Below are 17,719 nucleotides of genomic sequence, written 5' to 3' on the forward strand. Positions count from 1 at the left end.
ACCAAATATTCCTTCAATTGATGACATCATTTCGCTAATAGGAACCATGCGACACCAACCCGGCGATGACATCCGCGTATTCCTGGCCGTCTGCGAGGCGGGAAATTTTGTCTCGGCCTCCACCAGGCTCAGGCTTACCTCATCGGCAGTGGCGAAGGCCATTGCCCGCCTGGAGGACAGATTGGGCACGAGGCTTTTCCAGCGTACGACACGCCGCGTGAGCCTGACGGAGGAAGGTCGGATCTACCGGGATGTCTGCAGCCGCGCGCGCCTTGATATCGAGCAGGCCGAGGCGACGATCTCTGGGCTTGGCCGCGAGCCGGCCGGCAAGCTCCATGTTACGCTTCCGCCATTGTTTGGTGCTGAGGTCGTTGCCCCGGCGCTCTATGAGTTGTGCAGGCAGTACCCTGGCCTGGAGTTGGAAATCTCCACCTCGACAGAGGCGGTCGATCTCCCGGGGGAGGGGGTCGACCTAGCCGTGAGGATCGGCGAACTTCCCGATGTGACCGGCTTGATGGCGCGACGACTTGGCACGCAGGATATCGTCCTATGTGGCTCTTCGACATATTTCGAAGAGCGCAAGCGGCCTCTCGATCCCGGCGATCTGTCGGGTCACGAGATCATCGGCGCGCCGGGGAACGGAAGGCCCGCTCCATGGCAATTCCGACACCCCGATGGCAAGCTGGTAAGCTGGGAGCCGAAGGCAAGACTGCTGCTTGACGGGAGCCTGTTGGCGCTTTCCGCGATCCGGGGCGGACACGGGCTTGGCCTCTTGCCACGCTGGCTGGTCCAGGACGATCTCGACACCGGGCTGCTTTTATCTGTCCTTGACGATTACATTGCCGGCCACCGTCCCGTGCATGTGATCTGGACAGCGTCGGCAGTCATGCTCCCGCGCCTGCGCGTGGCCATCGATGCCATTGTGAGGGTTAGCCGGCCTTTGCTGCTGGGCAGCAAGCATGGCTAAGTCAGGAGCACAAGGATGTAACCGCTGTGAAAAAGGCGCCGCGGCCTTCACGGGCCGCGGAGCCTTGATGTGCCCATATTACAGCTGGCTTATTCCGTGACCGTCAGAGCGGCATGCATGCCGGCCTCGTAGTGGCCCTTGATATTGCAGAACAGGAGGTAGGAGCCCGGCTTCAGCTTGGCTTTCAGCGTGCCATCCGCACCAGGCTTCAGGTCCGACACTTCACCGAGGCTTTTCAGCTTATTCTCGTCGATGCGATGCTTCGACTGAACAACCGGGATCGTCTGGTCCGCAGACTTGAGCTTGACCAGCACCATTTCGTGTTCCTCTGTCATAGCATCGTTGTGAACCGAGAAAACAACGTCACCGGCCTTCACGGTCGGCTGGTCCAGCGAGATTGTCATGGGTCCACCGCCTTCGCCGTTTTCCATCACCTTGACCGTAGAGGTCGCAGCAAATGACGGAGAAACAAGAGAAATCAGAGCGAGTGCAGTCAGCGTATTTCGACGAAATGACATACCGTTGATCCTTTAAATGCCAGCCCGATCCGCGATCTAGCGGCTCTTGCTGACGGACAACTGAATGTCATGTATTACGCTCGCCGGCCCGAGAAGCCGAGCGCTGGCAACAAACAGCTGGGCAACGGCGCCCATCCCCGGTTGAACACGTCCCCTACAAGGGCCGCAGGCAATTGAGACGCTGTGGACATAGATTTCTCGAGCCGCATTACCGAACAGATACGTTTCCTTGGTAAAAAAATGCGTCTTTGGAGTAACATCCAATCAAAGACGCGACGGAATATATCGCGCATAGCGTGAATTAAGTGGATATTTTCTTCTATAGCCCTGATTAAAGATTCGGGAGGGGGCAATGCTGAAGGCGGATCTTTGCGATCCGACGAGGCGTCATTTCATCGCAATGCGATCGTTGCGCAGCAAGCGCATATCCCGCGCCGACATTTTAGATACCGATAGTCAATTTTTGACACAAAAGTGATAGATATTAAGATGTTGCCAAGAGTAGCTCGTGCCGCATTCACGTTCCTTGCCATCATGAGCGCCATGTTGGCGGCGCCCTTCCGGTCAGTTCGAGCAAGGTTCCCGCGCACTGGGTATGGTGCTCATTTGGGGCGACTAGCCCGACAAACGGCATCGCTCTGCAGCGGAGCAATTGCGCGGATTCGCCGGACCGTCGCGGTATTTTTATTAACTTCATTGCTGACGCCAGGCCTGGCATTGGCGTCTTCCGGTTGTGACGCCGTCAACAGTCTTTGGTCGTCGGGAGTCACGTACGCGAACCAGCTCGAGTTCTGGCAGAACATGGATTTCGCGCCAGGCGACGTAATCAATTACAGCGTGCAAACTACGGGGAGCACAAATGATTACAACTCGAATAAGTACATGGGCGGTGGATTCGCCATCTACAAAGACAGCGAACACACCATAATCTATGAGGAATATGCCGGGGCGGGTCGTGAAATCTCTCTATCGCAATCCTATACTGTTCCGGAACCGGCAGGAAACTACTACAATATTTACCCGTGGTCCGGATCTAGCGGCGCCACGGTTACCTTGACGGCCACATGCGCCGCCGCTCCTGGACCAATCTTGAGCGGAATTACACCAGCTACTGGCAATGAGGCCGGCGGCACGTCGGTAACCATAACCGGCACTCACCTTTCTGGCGCGACAGCAGTCACTTTCGGCGGAACCGCGGCCACAAGCTACACAGTTGACAGCGCCACACAGATCACCGCAACGACACCCGCCCACGCGGCCGGTTCCGTGGACATTGTCGTCGCCACGCCAGCTGGCAGCGGGACACTGACGAGTGGGTTCACCTACCTCGGGCCGCCCATCGCCTCGAACGTGACCGCGACGGTCCCGGCGAACGCGGCCACGCCGATCACGCTAAACCTCTCGGGCGGCACGGCGATCTCTGTCGCTGTGGCGTCGGCCGCAAGCCACGGCACCGCAACTGCATCGGGAACCACGATCACATATACCCCGGCGCCCGGCTACTCCGGCCCGGACAGCTTCAGCTACACAGCGACCAATGAGTTCGGCACGTCTACCGCCGCCACGGTCACCATTACAGTCATTCCTGCAACTCCGACAGTGAGCAGCATCTCTCCGGCCTCCGGCACCACGGCGGGAAACACGTCGGTTACGATCACCGGCACCAGCTTATCGGGCGCCACCGCCGTGACCTTCGGCGGAACCGCAGCAACCAGCTACACGGTCAACAGCCCTACGCTGATCACGGCAACGACGCCCGCCCACGCAGCTGGTGCTGTCGATGTCGCCGTCACCACCCCGGGTGGCAGTGCGATACTTAGCAACGGCTACACCTTTAGCGCTCCAACAGTGCCCGGCGCACCGACGATCGGCACGGCTACGGCGGGCGATGAACAGGCCTCCGTTACCTTCACGGCGCCGGCAACCAACGGCGGTTCGGCGATCACCGGGTACACGGTCACGTCCAACCCGGACGGCATCACGGGCTACGGCGTGGCAAGCCCGATCACCGTGGCGGGGCTCGCAAACGGCACCAGCTATAGTTTTACCGTGACAGCCAGCAACAGCACCGGCATGGGCGCAGCGTCGGCGGCATCGAACTCGGTCACGCCGTCCAATCTGGCCGCGCCCTTGGCGGGCAACGTCAACGCCACGGTAGCAGCCAATTCGACTGCCAACCCTATCACCCTCAATCTTTCGGGCGGCGCTGCCACATCCATTGCCGTTGCATCAGGGCCATCGCACGGCACGACGAGCGTGTCTGGAACCACGATCGCCTATACGCCGACGACCGGCTACTCCGGTTCGGACAGCTTCACCTACCATGCAACGAATGCCACCGGCACATCCGCACCAGCGACGGTGACGATTACAGTCTCCGCCCCCGCTATAACCTTGTCGCCTGCGGGCGGAGCGCTGACCGAGGCGATGGCCGGTGAAGACTATAGCCAGCCGATCACGACGACAGGCGGCGTAGCGCCGGTGATCTACAGCCTTGCATCCGGAGCCTTGCCGGACGGCCTGACGCTGAACATCTCCACCGGAACGCTCACAGGACCGCTGGCAGCCGGCAGCGAAGGAGATTACTCCTTCACCATCCAGGCAAGGGACAATACCGGCGCCATCGCGGTCGCGAGCTACACTCTGAAGGTTAAGCCCAACGAGGTCACCGCCCCAGACAAAGTCGTGAACGTCCCAGCCGGATCAACGCCCCCTGATGTCTATCTCAACCGCGGTGCGACGGGCGGCCCGTTCGTCTCCGCAAATGTGAATTCGGTGGAACCTGCCAATGCAGGCACCACGGCCATTGTTCGCGGCGTTGTTGCCCAGGCCGGGCCGGTTACGCCGGTCGGCTGGTATCTGCAGTTCACGCCCAACCCCGCCTATTCCGGACAAGTCCGCGTTCGCTATACCCTAACCAATGCCTCCGGCGCTTCCAGTTCAGGATTTGTGACCTACAATCTCAGCTATGATCCGGCCGAGGTCGCGTCGCAGATCGACCAGCTCGTGCATGACTTCGTGCGGGCGCGCCAGAACATGATCTCTTCGTCAATCAAGGTTCCCGGCCTGCTGGAACGCCGACAGATGGAACAGGCAACGGATCCCGTCAGCGCCCGCATGATGCCCTCCGAGAACGGCTTGACCGTCGGCTTCTCGACCAGCTTCGCGCAGCTGAGGGCGACCGGCGGCGATCCGGATGCGGCTGAGGCTCCGTTCAATATCTGGATCGACGGTGCGTTTCTCGCACACAGCGGCGGGGAGGGGAGCGATAGCAAATGGGGCAGCTTCGCCCTTCTCAACCTCGGAGCGGACTATCTGCTATCAGAAAAGGCGCTGGTCGGACTGTCTTTCCACTACGACCGAACGACGGACCCGACGGACGAAGACGCCGAACTGACCGGCAACGGGTGGCTTGCGGGTCCCTATGCCTCGCTCGAACTGGGCAAGAACGTCTTCTGGAATGCCAGCATGCTCTACGGTGGCTCCTCCAACGATATCGACACGGCATTCTGGGACGGTACCTTCGACACGCAGCGCTGGATGATTGACACCTCGCTTGAGGGACAGTGGACGCTTGACGAGGACACCGTACTGACGCCGAAGCTTCGGGCAGTCTACTTCTCCGAAAAGGTGGATGATTACACCGTCAGGAACAGCGGCGGCGACGCGCTCACGATTGACGGCTTTGACGAGGAACAGTTCCGCCTCAGCCTGGGAGCCGAAATCGCGCGATCCTTCACACTCGAAAGCGGGGCCACGCTGACGCCAAAGCTCGGCCTGACCGGAGGCTTCTCCGGGCTCGACGGTTCCGGCGCGTTCGGGTCGGCCACCGCCGGTCTGACCCTGCAGACCATGGACATGTGGATGCTTGAAGCAAGCCTGCTTTTCGACATCGAGGGTGACGGTGAAAAATCCGCAGGCGGTCGGGTCGGCGCAAGCAAACGGTTCTGACGCGCAGGGCGAACCGAGGCGGTGACACAGTGACATTTCACCGCCGGCGGCATGTGCGGACGATCAGCCGATTTAAACGATGAGCGCGTGAGCCTCTACGCCGTTTCAAGTGCATGCTTGACCCGCCACACCGCGATGAACACGGCGCAGATCACGATCGGGATCGACACCAGCATGATCAGCGGGCTGAGGTGATAGCCGGCATGGTCCAAGGTCTCGAAGCCGGTCTTCAGCAGGCTGAGGAGGTAGTAGCTGATTGCGATGATCGAAAAGCCTTCAACGGCCCTTTGAATCTTCACCTGCGTCGCTGCGCGATCGGCCATGGCCTGGATCTGAACGGCGTTCTGGTATTCGATCTCCACTTGTATCCGCGTCTGCAGGAGATCGATCAGATGCATGGTCGCGTGGGATAGCTTGTCCAGGCGCACTGCAGTGGCTGCGCATGTGCGAACTGCGGGCTTGAACCGGCGTGCGACGAATGTGCCGTACCGCTGAAACCCTTCAACGTGCGTTTCGCGCAATTCCGCAATGCGTTCTTCCACGATCTGCGCGTAAGCAGCCGTTGCGCCAAAGCGATTTCGTGTTGCCGCAGTTGCCGAAATGATCTGCGACGAGAGCGCGGTGATTTCATCCAGCAGCGCCTTGTGCTCGGACGAGGGCGTGGCCACATTGCGATCTGTCAGTTCCACAAGCTTCGAATCGAACCGGTCGAGCCGCGGCGCAAGCCGGCGCGCTTCGGGCAGTCCAAGCAGCGCCATCGAGCGGTAGGTTTCGATTTCATAGATCCGCCGGACCATTCTACCCAGCCGATAGGCGTTCAAGTCCTTGTTGAACAGGATAACGCGGCTTGCTTGATCGGCCCGCACGCGAAAGTCTGAGCATATCTGCGCAGCTCCGCCCCCGACAGACGAGGCTGCGGTATCTCCAAACCCAAAGGCCCTCAGAGTCTGCCCGAGGTTCGAAGGAGCCGGACCGGCGACAAGAATTGACGTCCTGCAGACGAGCTCGGCCCCTGGTGCGCCGGCGAGCCGCTGCGCCTCTGACAGCGAAAGGCTTTCACCGGGCCACTCGGTGGCTTCCGTGTCGAGCTCCCTGACAACGGTGAGGGTAACAAACTCCGTATGATACTCGACCTGCCTGTGAATCTTTTCGCTTTGGCCGACCGTGGATGCGACCGCATTTGCCGTTTCATGCAGCCCCGATCGCTCAACCGGCATGAGAGCAATGTGCTCGACGAGCGCCGGACCATTGAAATAGATCGACGGTCGAGCATGTAGCTCTGAATTGAAATTCTCAGACATCTGATCCGCCCCCAACGTTACATCAGACCGCTTAGCAAGACAGGGATCGGTTGGCCAAATCTTTTAGCCGCTGCGACCCCATGTCACCCACACTACATCGAAAAGTTCGCGCGGGGTGGCAACCCGGGTGCCTGGCTAACCCCGGTGTGACAGACTTCAACGGGGATTGGCGTCATCCATGGACGAGCAGCCTCGCCGACCGCTCGTCCATGCGGAGCACAAGTCGGCCGACCTATACTGCTGTCGGCAAACGCCGGCCACGTACGCCTGCGTCAGCAGCGTCCATGATGGAAGCCGCGTCTATCCCGAAATGCGCGTAGAGATCGGCGATCGTACCGGTTTGTCCGAAATGCTCGACCCCAAGGCTGGTGGTGGTGTGGCCTTGCACCGAGCCGAGCCAGCCGAGCGTGGCGGGATGCCCGTCCGTGACCGTGATCAGGTGCGCATGCTCGGGAACCTGTGCCAACAACCGTTCGGCGTGGCTCTGGGCCTGAGCGAAGCCGTGCCGACGGGCCCGCTGAGCCGCAGTCCAGCCGGCATTCAGCCGGTCGGCCGACGTCACCGCCAGCACCGCAACGTCACGGTGTCGCTCCGCAAGCCGGCCCGCCGCCATCAGGACTTCGGGCGCCACGCAGCCCTGATAGGCGAGCACGAGTCGCGTATTGTAACTGGGCTCGCGAAGCCAGTAGGCTCCGTCGACGACACCTGTGCGGAACGGCGCCCCATCCCGTCGCATCGGCTGTTCGAGCGGGCGGGTTGTCAGCCGAAGATAGACGGAACCTCCGGCCTCGTCGCGCAACCATGTGTGCGGGTCGTGATCGCTCTTTCCCTCGCGCTGCATGTAGTCGAAAGACCAGTCCATGATGATCGACAGCTCATCGAGGAAGGCGGGCTCGAAACTTGCAAGTCCATCCTGGCTCATCCCGATCAACTGCTGCCCGATGGATTGGTGGGCGCCGCCCTCTGGCGCCAGCGTGACCCCTGAAGGCGTGCCGACGATCATGAAGCGCGCATCCTGGTAGCAGCCGTAGTTCAACGCATCGAGCCCGCGTGCGATGAAGGGATCGTAGACCGTGCCGATCGGGATCAATCGCTCTCCGAACAGCGAATGCGAGAGCCCTGCAGCAGCGAGCAGCAGGAATAGATTCATCTCGGCGATCCCAAGTTCGATGTGCTGTCCGCTGGGTCCGAAGGCCCATTTCTGCGTCGATGGCACCTTCTCGTCCTGGAAGGTGTCGGCTCGCGGGGCACGCGCGAAAAGCCCCCGGCGGTTGACCCACGGACCGAGATTGGTCGAAACGGTGACATCGGGGGCTGTGGTCACGATGCGGCTCGAGAGATCATCGTCGCGTCGCGCCATGGTATCGAGGATCTTTCCGAACCCCGCCTGCGTCGACAGCTCACGATCATCAAGGAAGACCGGGCCCTGTGAACCGATCTTGGCCGAGGCGTAGCGCCGCGGGCCTTTCGCGAAAAACGGCACCGACTCCAGGTAGGTTTTCACAGGGGCCGGATTGTCGATCGCCCCGAACAACTCCCATTCCCGTCCCGGCGCCACGCCGACACGCTCCTGGAAGTGCTCCATCTGTGCCTTCGTCATCAAGCCGGCGTGGTTGTCCTTATGGCCGGCGAGCGGGGTGCCCCAGCCCTTGATGGTATAGGCAAGAAACACGGTCGGGCGATCGTGATCGATCTCCGCGAAGGTGCGGACAAGCGTATCGAGGCAATGGCCCCCAAGGTTGCTCATCAGCGCGGAGAGCTCATCGTCGGTCCGCGCGCTGAGAAGGCGGCTGACATCTCCCTGATCGCCGATCTCGTCGTTGAGGCGCTTGCGCCATGCCGCGCCACCTTGAAAGGCGAGCGCCGAGTAGAGTTGGTTCGGGCAGCGGTCGATCCAGTCGCGCAATGCCTCCCCGCCGGGCTCGCGGAAGGCCGCCTCCTGCATTGCGCCGTAGCGCAGAACTTTCACGTCCCAGTCGAAGGACTTGAAAATCGTCTCGATCCGCTTCCACAATCCTTCATGCACAATGCCATCAAGGCTTTGGCGATTGTAGTCGATGATCCACCAGGTGTTGCGGAGGTCATGCTTCCAGCCTTCCTGCAGGCATTCGTAGATATTGCCCTCGTCAAGTTCGGCATCGCCAACGAGAGCGACCATTCTTCCGTTCGGGCGCGCCGTGGCGAAAGGCTTGGTGGCAATGTAATCCTGAATGATCGAGGCAAAGGCGGTGATCGCGACACCGAGACCGACAGAACCGGTGGAGAAATCCACGTCGTCAATGTCCTTGGTGCGGCTCGGGTACGACTGCGCTCCACCGAAGCCGCGAAAATTGACCAGCTGCTCGCGTGTCTGGTTGCCCATCAGATACTGGATGGCGTGGAATACCGGCGAGGCATGCGGCTTCACCGCAACCCGGTCCTGCGGCTTCAGCGTATGGAAATAGAGCGCCGTCATGATCGATACCAGCGAGGCGCACGACGCCTGATGCCCGCCAACCTTCACCTCGCCCTTTTCGCGAATGTGATTGGCGTTGTGGATCATCCAGCAGGCATGCCACAGGACCTGCTGTTCGAGATCTTTCAGGACACGCAGGTCTTCCCGCGACAAGGCACTCGTCATTGATGCTCCTCCTCCAGAACAATGACGGAAAGCTAGCATAGTGACCGGGGAAACTTTGGTCTTTCTCACTTGAGAAAAGCTCTTTTCTCGGTCAACTTCACCCCAACGACAGATCGAAGAGGTATTTCATGCCGGAAATTGCGTTTGACGCGGCAACGCTCAAGATCCTGGATCTCCTTCAGCAAAATGCGGACCTGAGCACGGCCGAACTCGCGGCCGCCGCGGGTCTTTCGGCCTCACCGTGCTGGCGGCGTGTCAACGACCTGAAGGAGAATGGGGTCATCAAGGGGACGGTGGCATTGGTCGACGCCCAAGCCCTTGGACTTGCCGTCAACGTCTTCGTTCATATTTCCCTGAAGCAGCAGGACCGAGCCTCGCTTGAGGTTTTTGACCAAGCAGTCCGCTCGATGCCGGAGGTCATGGAGTGCTACCTGATGACCGGTGAATCTGACTACCTCCTGCGCGTGGTTGTCGAGGATCTCAGGAAGTACCAGTCCCTGGTGATCGACCGTCTGACGATCATCGAGGGGGTTGCTAGCATTCGATCGAGCTTCGCGCTCGGGCAGATCAAGTACACCACGGCGCTTCCGACGGATCATCTGCGCGGCAAGATCAGGATCTAGGTCCCAATTCGGCAATTGCCCGTCATTCGCTTCGCCATCACGCGTTCCGGCGAAGCGACGCCGCCTCTGCCAGGGTATTTCTGGCAAGCTCGACAATGGTCTTCTGGTCGCGAACGCCTTGCTTCCAGAGGGACATCAGCAAGGTCGCCACCTGCAAGACCTCGCGTCGATCCCGCTCGATTCCAGCTTCGCGGCACAGGATCTTGAGCGCCGAGTTGATCAGGCCGAGGTCGGCGATGGGTTCAATAGGGGCTGGCATATCTCAAGCTCGCACGGCACGTTCAATAAGTGAGGAAATATCTGATTCCCTCTCGGCGCGCCTCACCTGAATGATGCCACAGGCCAACGACCCGCAATTGCACGTCCTGCGAAGGGCCACCACGCACTAGAACGAGATCCCGGAGTGGGGCTTCAGATCCGTTGCGAACAGGAGGCTCAGTGCCTCGATCGTCGCCTGATCTGCCTGCACCCGGCCTGCTGCCGCAAGCGCCGTCGGGGGCTGTGCCCCAAACGCGAGTTCCGTGATCGTCTCCACCGACAGTTTCAATGACGGCCTCTCATCGGATCGCGTGGCGCCATCTGCCCCGATGGACCAGACGCCGTGGTTCGCCGCGATCAGCGGATCGTCAATCTGGATCACCACGCGGTCAGAGCCGCCAAATTTCCGAGCGTTCAGGAATTTTCCCAGGTCCAGCGGCCGTATCCAGCTCTCGTCGCGGAGTTCCGACGTCTGAACGGCACGTGGATTGTCGACGAGCACCGGTAGCGGATCATCCACGGGACGCGACGGCAGGATTACCTTGTGCAGGATATCTTGCGACAGGACATGGCCCAGCAATGCACGCCAGGCATCGCCGTCATACGCGATGAAATCATCGACGATCACGGTTCTTTGCGGCGAGGTGAACCAATTGTCGGACGGCTGGACATGGAATCTCAGATACCCGCGTTCGGCTCCCTCTGATCCCACGACGACCGCATAGTGCGGGACAGAAGACAATCTGGTTCGAAACTCCTGGATCGTCCACCAGGCATCCCAGCGCACGAGCGTTGCAGCGCGCGAGGCGGGCGCGTTTTTGGCGATCCGGCGAAACAGGTCGAAACTTGCCAGGGCGTCAACGCGTCTCACATCGCCGCGACGTTCCGGAAAGAACTGCCCGCCATTGGAGAGGTCAACCTCCTGGCGCACGGACCAGGACGCAATGCCATAGCCATATCGGCCATATATCCGGGCGTCCGAGGCACGGAGGCCTGCCACGACGAAGCCCTGTCGGTGCGCACGGCGCAACTGCTCGGTCAGGAGATGGCGGGCTACCCCACGCCGTGTGTGCATAGGCGAGACGGCGACATGGGTCACGGCCAGATGGCTGACGAGATTGCCGCCTGGCACCACGACAGCACTGTCGTAGCCGTTGACCACGCCCTGGAGCTCACCGTTGATGAACCCACCAAGGGGCTCACCGCCTGCAAGATATGCGGTTTCGGCATCGGCGCTTGAGCGCGCGATATCGGGGATGCCCAGCATGGATTGCCGAAACAGAGCGAAGGCCTGGCGACGTCCTTCGTCGCCCGCAAGTGATCGAACCTCGACGTTCGCGATCCGGTCGGTCATCTGGATGTCTCCCGCCGGCACAGAAGGTCAACTTGGGAAGTGTCTGCGTGGAAATCGTAGGTTCTGGGCGTTGCGAAGCCGGATGACATCGAATGGTCCTTGAGATTTCAGTTAAACGGGAGCCAGAAGGCCACGCGATTTCAGAAGGGCGGCGGCGCCCTCGCCAAAATGCCATGCCTCTTCGAGGTGCGGCTGGCCCGAGAAGATGAAATGGTCGAAACCCGCGTCGTGATAGGCTTGAATGAGGTCTGCGACCTGGCTGTGGCTTCCGACGAGAGCTGTGCCGGCGCCGCCGCGCACGAGCCCGTAACCTGACCAGACACCCGGATGGATCTGCAGGTCGCGTGCCGATCGCGGCAGGCTGTCGTGCCCCTGAAGAAGCGCCGACATGTGGCTCTGCCCAACGGACTCGGATTTGGATGCAAGGTCACGCGCCTTGGCAACCTGCTCCGGAGAAACCCAGCTGAGGAGTTTGTCTGCGACTGCCCAGGCCTCGCTCTCGGTGTCTCTGGAAATCACGTGCAGGCGAATGCCGAACTTCAGATGGCGGCCCTTCTCGGCAGCCCGGGCTTTCAGCGTTGCGATATTGTCCGCCTCAAGCTCGGGTTGACGGCCCCAGACGAGGTAGACATCGGCGTGCGACGTCGCGACCTCCGTCGCAGCGCTACTCGCCCCGCCAAAGAAGATCTCCGGGAGCCCATATGGATCGGCGCTGATGCGCGCATCGCGGATATCATAATGCTTTCCCTTGAAGGAAAAGGGCTCCTGCCTGCTTTCATCCGTAGCGCCGCGAAGCACCTGAATGAATTCCGCCGTGCGCTCGTAACGCGCATCGTGGTCGAGATGATCGCCAAAACGCGCCTGCTCGAAGCGATCGCCGCCGGTGACGACATTGAGCAGCAATCGGCCCTGCGTCACGCGTTGGAATGTCGCCGCCTGATGCGCGACGAGGGTTGGCGAAATCAACCCCGGACGAAAAGCGACGAGAAATTTCAACCGCGTCGTCTCGCGGGACAATGCCGCTGTTGCGATCCAGGCGTCTTCACACCAAGTGCCAGTGGGTGTCAGCACGGCGTGAAACGGCTGTGCTTCGGCGGCCCTTGCCACCTCGCCGAGATAAGAGAGGGTAGGTGGCCTGTGGCCACCCGCAAAATCTATGATGTGGCTGTCACTGCCGGAACCGGTCAGGCCGCGGCTGTCACCATTCGTCGGCAGATACCAATGCAGATGGATATTGCCGCTCATGCGCCCGTCTCCCGCTTGCTGCCCATGAGGCAATGGGCCCGTCTGAGGAGAGACGAAGGAAAGGCGCTGGCATTGGTGGTGTCACTCATACTGTTTCTCGGCGAGAGGGAAGGGACGCACGCCTTTTGCTCTTGCCGGTTCATTTCGGCACGGAGGCGATAAGGGCGCACGCGGATGCGGATTTCGGCAGGTGGATGAGCACGCCCGCACAGAATGCAATTGGTCGAAAGGCCCGCCTGCTCACTACCGAATCCCACATTAATCTACATCATTCATAGATATGCTATAGATCGACACTAGAAGCGCAGCACGTTCATTCTAATTTCCGGCGCCGTGGCGAAATCCTCTGCCGCCAAAGCGCCGACCGGAAATGATTTGCGCCTCCAAGGCTCCGTCGACGCGCCTTCTTCGCTGCATCTGGTGACTCATTCTCGAGCGATTGACCAGCAGCGTTGTTTCGCGGCCGGCATTGAAAACAGCCGAATATTTTCTTCGCGGAACCGAACTTTGGAAGTTTCCACCGTTTTCCGCGCACCGAATATCTATAAACCTTATAGATATTATCAATAAAGGTCTCACCAATGACGCATTCCTTCTCCCGTTCTGCGACACGACTGGCAGCCTCTGCGCTTGCGATAAGTGCTGCACTTTCGTCGCAGGCCTCGGCCGGCGAACCCAAGTACGGAGGCACCTTGCGGATTGCCTCCTTGCAGGCGGATCTCGACGCATTCGATCCATTGACGGGTTACAGCACTGATTCCTGGGAGGTTCTTCGCGCGGTCACGCGCCAGCTCGTCACCTACCCAGGCTCGCCGAAGGACATCAAGGACGACACGACGCTCGTTCCCGACCTCGCAAAGTCATGGGATATTACCGACGACGGCAGGACCTATACCTTCCACCTGAAGGACGACGTGTTCTTTTCCGGGCCGATCGAGCGCAAGATCGTTGCTAGCGATTTCGTCTACGATATCAAGCGCTTCTGCGATCCCAACAAGCAGGTCGCGGCAATCAACTACTTCAACCTCGCCATTTCCGGTTTCAAGGCCTACTGCGAGGCGTTCGCCAAGGTTCCGACCGGCGACCTCGCAGCCACCAAGGCATTCATCGACAGCCATGAAATCGCAGGCGTAAGTGCGCCCGACGAGAAGACGCTCGTCATCAAGTCCGACACGAAGAACTACGACTTCCTCAATATTCTTTCGATGAACTTCGTCTCGCCGCTGCCGCCCGAGGTCGCGTCGAAGTACTTCCCGGACTCTGCCGAGTTTCGCAAGAACTTCCCGTCAAGCGGTCCGTACTACGTGGACTCGTATCAGGATGGGCAGAAGCTGGTCCTGAAGAAGGCCAAGAACTTCAAACCGGAGAGCGACGAAGCCCGCAAGGCCTATGTCGACGAGATCATCGTCGACTTCACCGCCAACAGCGAAGACAGCATCGTCCAGAAGATCGAAGCGGGCGAGGCGGACCTCTCGCTCTATCTCGACACGCCGCCGCGCAGCGCCATCAAGCGCTTCCAGACGCAGAAGGCAGAACAGCTGCACTCGTCCAACAGCGGCGCTGCAAACTTCATTACCTTCAATGCCCGCCCAGAAGCCCAGAGCGACGGCGCAAATGCACTGCGCAAGCCAGAAGTGCGCCAGGCACTGACCTACGCCGTAAACCGGGCGCACCTCGTGCAGGTCCAGGGAGGTCCGATTGCGGCGGTTCCGCTGTCGCAGATCATCACCTCGACGATCCTTGGCTATGAACACTTCGATCCCTATCCGACGGAGGGTAGCAAGGGCGACAAGACAAAGGCCAAGGACCTTCTTGCAAAGGCCGGCTATCCGAACGGCGTGAAGCTCGACGCCATCTATCGTACCACCGCACAGTTTGAGGCAATCGCCGTTGCCGTGAAGGAAGATGTCGCGGCTGCCGGAATCGAACTCAATCTGATCCCGATCCCGCCCACACAGTGGTACGCGTTCATCCAGGACGCAAAGAGCAGATGGGATATCTCGCTCGGCAGCCAGTTCGCTCCCGACTGGCAGGGCCCAAGCACCCGCATGCTGCTTGGCGGCTGGCTGAACTCGGATGCATCGCCGTGCGGTACCGGCAACGTCAGTTCGATTTGCTACAGCAATCTCGAGCTGAATAAGCTTGCAGCTGCGGCTTACCCCTCGGACGAGCCAGGCCCGATCTGGGCGAAGGCAGACAAGATCGTCTCTGCAGATCTGCCGTGGATCCCGTTGTTCGAGAAGCGAAAGATCGCCATCACCTCCGACCGCATTACGCACTGGGCGTGGTCGTCGCTGGCGGTGCAAGCCGACATCACCAATATCGCTGTGAAGAACTAAGCGTAATGAGCGTCTTTTCCGTTCGCGATTTGCAGGTTCGCTTTGGCGCCGTCGAAGCGGTGCGAGGTGCGTCATTTGATGTCGAGGCGGGAAGGACGCTGGCAATTGTCGGTGAATCCGGCTCGGGCAAGAGCGCCAGCCTTCTCGGGGCGGTTGGTCTCTTGCCTGCGTCGGCATCGGTCAAGGGTAGCGTCCTCTATCAGGGGCGCGAGATCCTCAGGGCGCCCTCGGCCAACCTGCGCGAGATCTGGGGGGCGCAGATCGGCTTCGTCTTCCAGGACCCTTTGAGCAATCTTCATCCCCTGAAGACGGTCGGCGATCAGATCGGCGAGGCGATATCGGCTCATCGCTCCATCAGTCGAAAAGAGAAACGCGAGCAGGTACTCGCGCTTCTCAACGACGTTGAAATTTCCAATCCGGCACAACGGTTCAGCGACTATCCACGGCATCTGTCGGGTGGAATGCGCCAGCGCGTCATGATCGCGATGGCAATTGCGCTTAACCCTAGCCTTGTCATCGCGGACGAGCCGACCACGGCCCTTGATGTAACCGTGCAGGCATCCATTCTCGAGCTGCTGAAACGGCTGCAGGAGCGGCATGGAACCGCACTCGTCTTCGTCAGCCACGACCTTGCCGTCGTCTCCGACATTGCCGACGACGTGGCGGTGATGCGCGACGGGCTTGTCGTCGAGCGCGCCTCTGCCGACGCGATTTATTCCAGCCCGACACATGCCTATACGCGCCAGTTGCTCAGCGCTGCACGGTTGGACGGCCCGAGACACTACACACAGTCCGTCTCGGCCAGTTCGCAGGAGACCCTGCTCGACGTCAATCGGCTCGGTCGGTCCTTTGTTGCACACCAGACGGTTCTCGAGGACGTGTCGTTCTCGATCGCCAAAGGTGAGATACTGGGATTGGTCGGGGAATCGGGCTCGGGAAAGTCAACCATCGGTCGCCTGATCGCTGGCCTGGACCGCCCGGACGCAGGGACAATCGCACTTGCCGGCCAACAATATGCGAAACCGGGGCGCGTCGGCCCGCTGACCGACGATCTGCGCCGAGCAATACAGGTCGTCTTCCAGGATCCCTACGCAAGCCTCAACCCCCGGCGATCCATCGAAGCCATTCTCTCTGACCCATTCGTGATCGCAGGCGAACGAGACCGCGCCCGGCTGAAACAGATGGTCCGGCAACTGCTGGCCGACGTCGAACTGCCAGAAGACATGCTGTCGCGCTTTCCCTCGCAGCTATCAGGAGGCCAGCGACAGCGCATTGCAATTGCGAGAGCCATCGCATCCCGACCGTCCCTCGTCGTTGCCGACGAGGCCGTTTCGGCGCTCGACATCACCACCCAGGTAAAGATCGTTGAACTTCTACGTCGTCTGCGCGATCGGCTTGGAACCTCGTTCCTGTTTATCTCCCACGACCTCGGCGTGGTCGGCGAGCTGTGCGATCGCGTCATCGTGCTGGAAAAGGGCCGGATCGTTGAGGCCGGTCCGACAAGACGGATCTTCGAACGCGCGGAACACGAATACACCAGACGACTGCTCGCCTCGATGCCGGGTCGCAAACGTCAGTCGGAAAGCTTCATCTCCAAGGCGGCTTCGTATGGCCATTGACGTGATCGCAGAGCCCGCCCCTCGTAACTGGGCCGGCGACATTCTAGCATTGCTGTGGCGCGAGCGCAGCGTACGCATCGGCGCCAGCATCGTTATCCTGATGCTTTCAGCGGCCCTCCTTGCGCCGCTGGCCGCGTTCTTGTCGGGGCATGGACCTACCGATCAGTTTCCTGATGTGGCGCTCGATGAGATGGGGCTGCCGGTGGGCCCGTCACTGGCGTTTCTGCTCGGTGCCGACGGAAACGGACGCGATGTGTTTGTCCGCACGCTTTACGGTGCGCAGGTCTCGCTGCTTGTCGGAATTCCAGCAACGACGGCCGCGATGATCATCGGAACCATCATCGGAACCATAAGTGGATTTTTCGCGGGCCGTGTGGACCGCATCGTCAGCCAGGCGATCGACGTGGCAATGTCGTTTCCGTTCGTCGTAACCGCCCTCAGCCTCCTGTCCCTCAATCGAGGCGATCAGGGCCTGCCGCTGATATCGCCAATCCTCGTTGTCATCCTTGTGATCACATTGTTCTCATGGACCTACTTTGCCCGCCTGAGCAGAGGTCTGGTGCTGGAGCTGCGAACAAGCCCGATGGTCGAGGCTTCACTGGTTGTCGGTGCGTCGAAGGCACGGATCATCGTTCTCGATATTCTGCCGAACATCCTTCCAACATTGCTCGTGTATTGGGCAGTGCAGCTTCCAGCCAACATCGTAGCCGAGGCGACGCTGTCGTTTCTGGGGGTCGGCATCCAGGCTCCGGTGCCGAGCTGGGGCAATATGATCGCGGAAGCACAGAGGACCTCACTCTATCAGGACCAGCCATGGTTTCTGGCCGGTCCGGGCCTCGCGCTGTTCCTAACAGTGGTGGGTTTCAATACGCTGAGTGCGGGGTTGCGGTCCGTGCTCGATCCGCACCAGAGGCGCTCCTAGTC

12 protein-coding genes are annotated in these 17,719 nt (G+C 60.4%); 6 read left to right on the top strand and 6 right to left on the bottom strand.

Annotation, left to right across the window (positions count from 1 at the left end; genetic code table 11):
- Positions 1–46 precede the first annotated feature (46 nt).
- The gene (locus tag QTL94_RS08730) at positions 47–967 is read left to right on the top strand and encodes a LysR substrate-binding domain-containing protein (RefSeq protein WP_289801250.1); all 921 of its coding nucleotides are present in this window, start codon (positions 47–49) and stop codon (positions 965–967) included.
- A gap of 89 nt (positions 968–1,056) precedes the next feature.
- Here the strand turns inward: QTL94_RS08730 and QTL94_RS08735 are convergent, their stop codons facing one another.
- A complete protein-coding gene (locus QTL94_RS08735; protein WP_289801251.1) occupies positions 1,057–1,485 on the bottom strand; it encodes a plastocyanin/azurin family copper-binding protein in 429 nt (142 codons plus the stop codon).
- A 1,089-nt stretch (positions 1,486–2,574) separates the two neighbouring features.
- On the opposite strand from QTL94_RS08735, the gene QTL94_RS08740 reads away from it, so the two are divergent.
- On the top strand, positions 2,575–5,436 hold the full coding sequence (locus QTL94_RS08740) for an IPT/TIG domain-containing protein (RefSeq protein ID WP_158007286.1): 2,862 nt from the start codon (positions 2,575–2,577) through the stop codon (positions 5,434–5,436).
- Positions 5,437–5,531: 95 nt separating this feature from the next.
- Here QTL94_RS08740 and QTL94_RS08745 read toward each other — a convergent pair whose 3' ends face one another.
- Both QTL94_RS08745 and QTL94_RS08750 read right to left on the bottom strand, forming a co-directional pair.
- Entirely contained in the window at positions 5,532–6,737 is a 1,206-nt protein-coding gene (locus QTL94_RS08745; protein ID WP_083199535.1) for a DUF3422 domain-containing protein, read from the bottom strand.
- A gap of 232 nt (positions 6,738–6,969) precedes the next feature.
- Positions 6,970–9,357 (bottom strand): thiamine pyrophosphate-binding protein, encoded by a 2,388-nt coding sequence (locus QTL94_RS08750; protein WP_289801252.1) that lies wholly within the window; start codon positions 9,355–9,357, stop codon positions 6,970–6,972.
- A 128-nt stretch (positions 9,358–9,485) separates the two neighbouring features.
- Between QTL94_RS08750 and QTL94_RS08755 the strand changes: the two genes are divergently transcribed.
- The gene (locus QTL94_RS08755) at positions 9,486–9,980 is read left to right on the top strand and encodes an Lrp/AsnC family transcriptional regulator (protein WP_289801253.1); all 495 of its coding nucleotides are present in this window, start codon (positions 9,486–9,488) and stop codon (positions 9,978–9,980) included.
- Between the two features lie 37 nt (positions 9,981–10,017).
- On the opposite strand, the gene QTL94_RS08760 is transcribed toward QTL94_RS08755, so the two are convergent.
- From QTL94_RS08760 to QTL94_RS08770, 3 genes are all read right to left on the bottom strand, one after another.
- Positions 10,018–10,239 carry a hypothetical protein gene (locus tag QTL94_RS08760; RefSeq protein WP_289801254.1) on the bottom strand — a complete coding sequence of 74 codons (222 nt, stop codon included), beginning with the start codon at positions 10,237–10,239 and terminating at the stop codon, positions 10,018–10,020.
- 126 nt (positions 10,240–10,365) lie between these two features.
- The gene (locus QTL94_RS08765) at positions 10,366–11,592 is read right to left on the bottom strand and encodes a GNAT family N-acetyltransferase (protein WP_289801255.1); all 1,227 of its coding nucleotides are present in this window, start codon (positions 11,590–11,592) and stop codon (positions 10,366–10,368) included.
- 111 nt (positions 11,593–11,703) lie between these two features.
- A complete protein-coding gene (locus QTL94_RS08770) occupies positions 11,704–12,837 on the bottom strand; it encodes an LLM class flavin-dependent oxidoreductase (protein WP_289801256.1) in 1,134 nt (377 codons plus the stop codon).
- A gap of 581 nt (positions 12,838–13,418) precedes the next feature.
- Between QTL94_RS08770 and QTL94_RS08775 the strand changes: the two genes are divergently transcribed.
- Genes QTL94_RS08775 through QTL94_RS08785 form a run of 3 tightly spaced genes read left to right on the top strand, consistent with a single transcriptional unit; the run spans position 13,419 to position 17,717 of the window.
- A complete protein-coding gene (locus tag QTL94_RS08775) occupies positions 13,419–15,176 on the top strand; it encodes an ABC transporter substrate-binding protein (RefSeq protein WP_289801257.1) in 1,758 nt (585 codons plus the stop codon).
- 5 nt (positions 15,177–15,181) lie between these two features.
- The gene (locus QTL94_RS08780; protein WP_065692677.1) at positions 15,182–16,795 is read left to right on the top strand and encodes a dipeptide ABC transporter ATP-binding protein; all 1,614 of its coding nucleotides are present in this window, start codon (positions 15,182–15,184) and stop codon (positions 16,793–16,795) included.
- Positions 16,785–17,717 (top strand): ABC transporter permease, encoded by a 933-nt coding sequence (locus QTL94_RS08785; protein ID WP_289801258.1) that lies wholly within the window; start codon positions 16,785–16,787, stop codon positions 17,715–17,717. The genes QTL94_RS08780 and QTL94_RS08785 overlap by 11 nt, the downstream gene beginning before the upstream one ends.
- Positions 17,718–17,719: the final 2 nt, after the last annotated feature.

Source organism: Rhizobium sp. S96 (assembly GCF_030382195.1).
Lineage (GTDB): Bacteria > Pseudomonadota > Alphaproteobacteria > Rhizobiales > Rhizobiaceae > Rhizobium.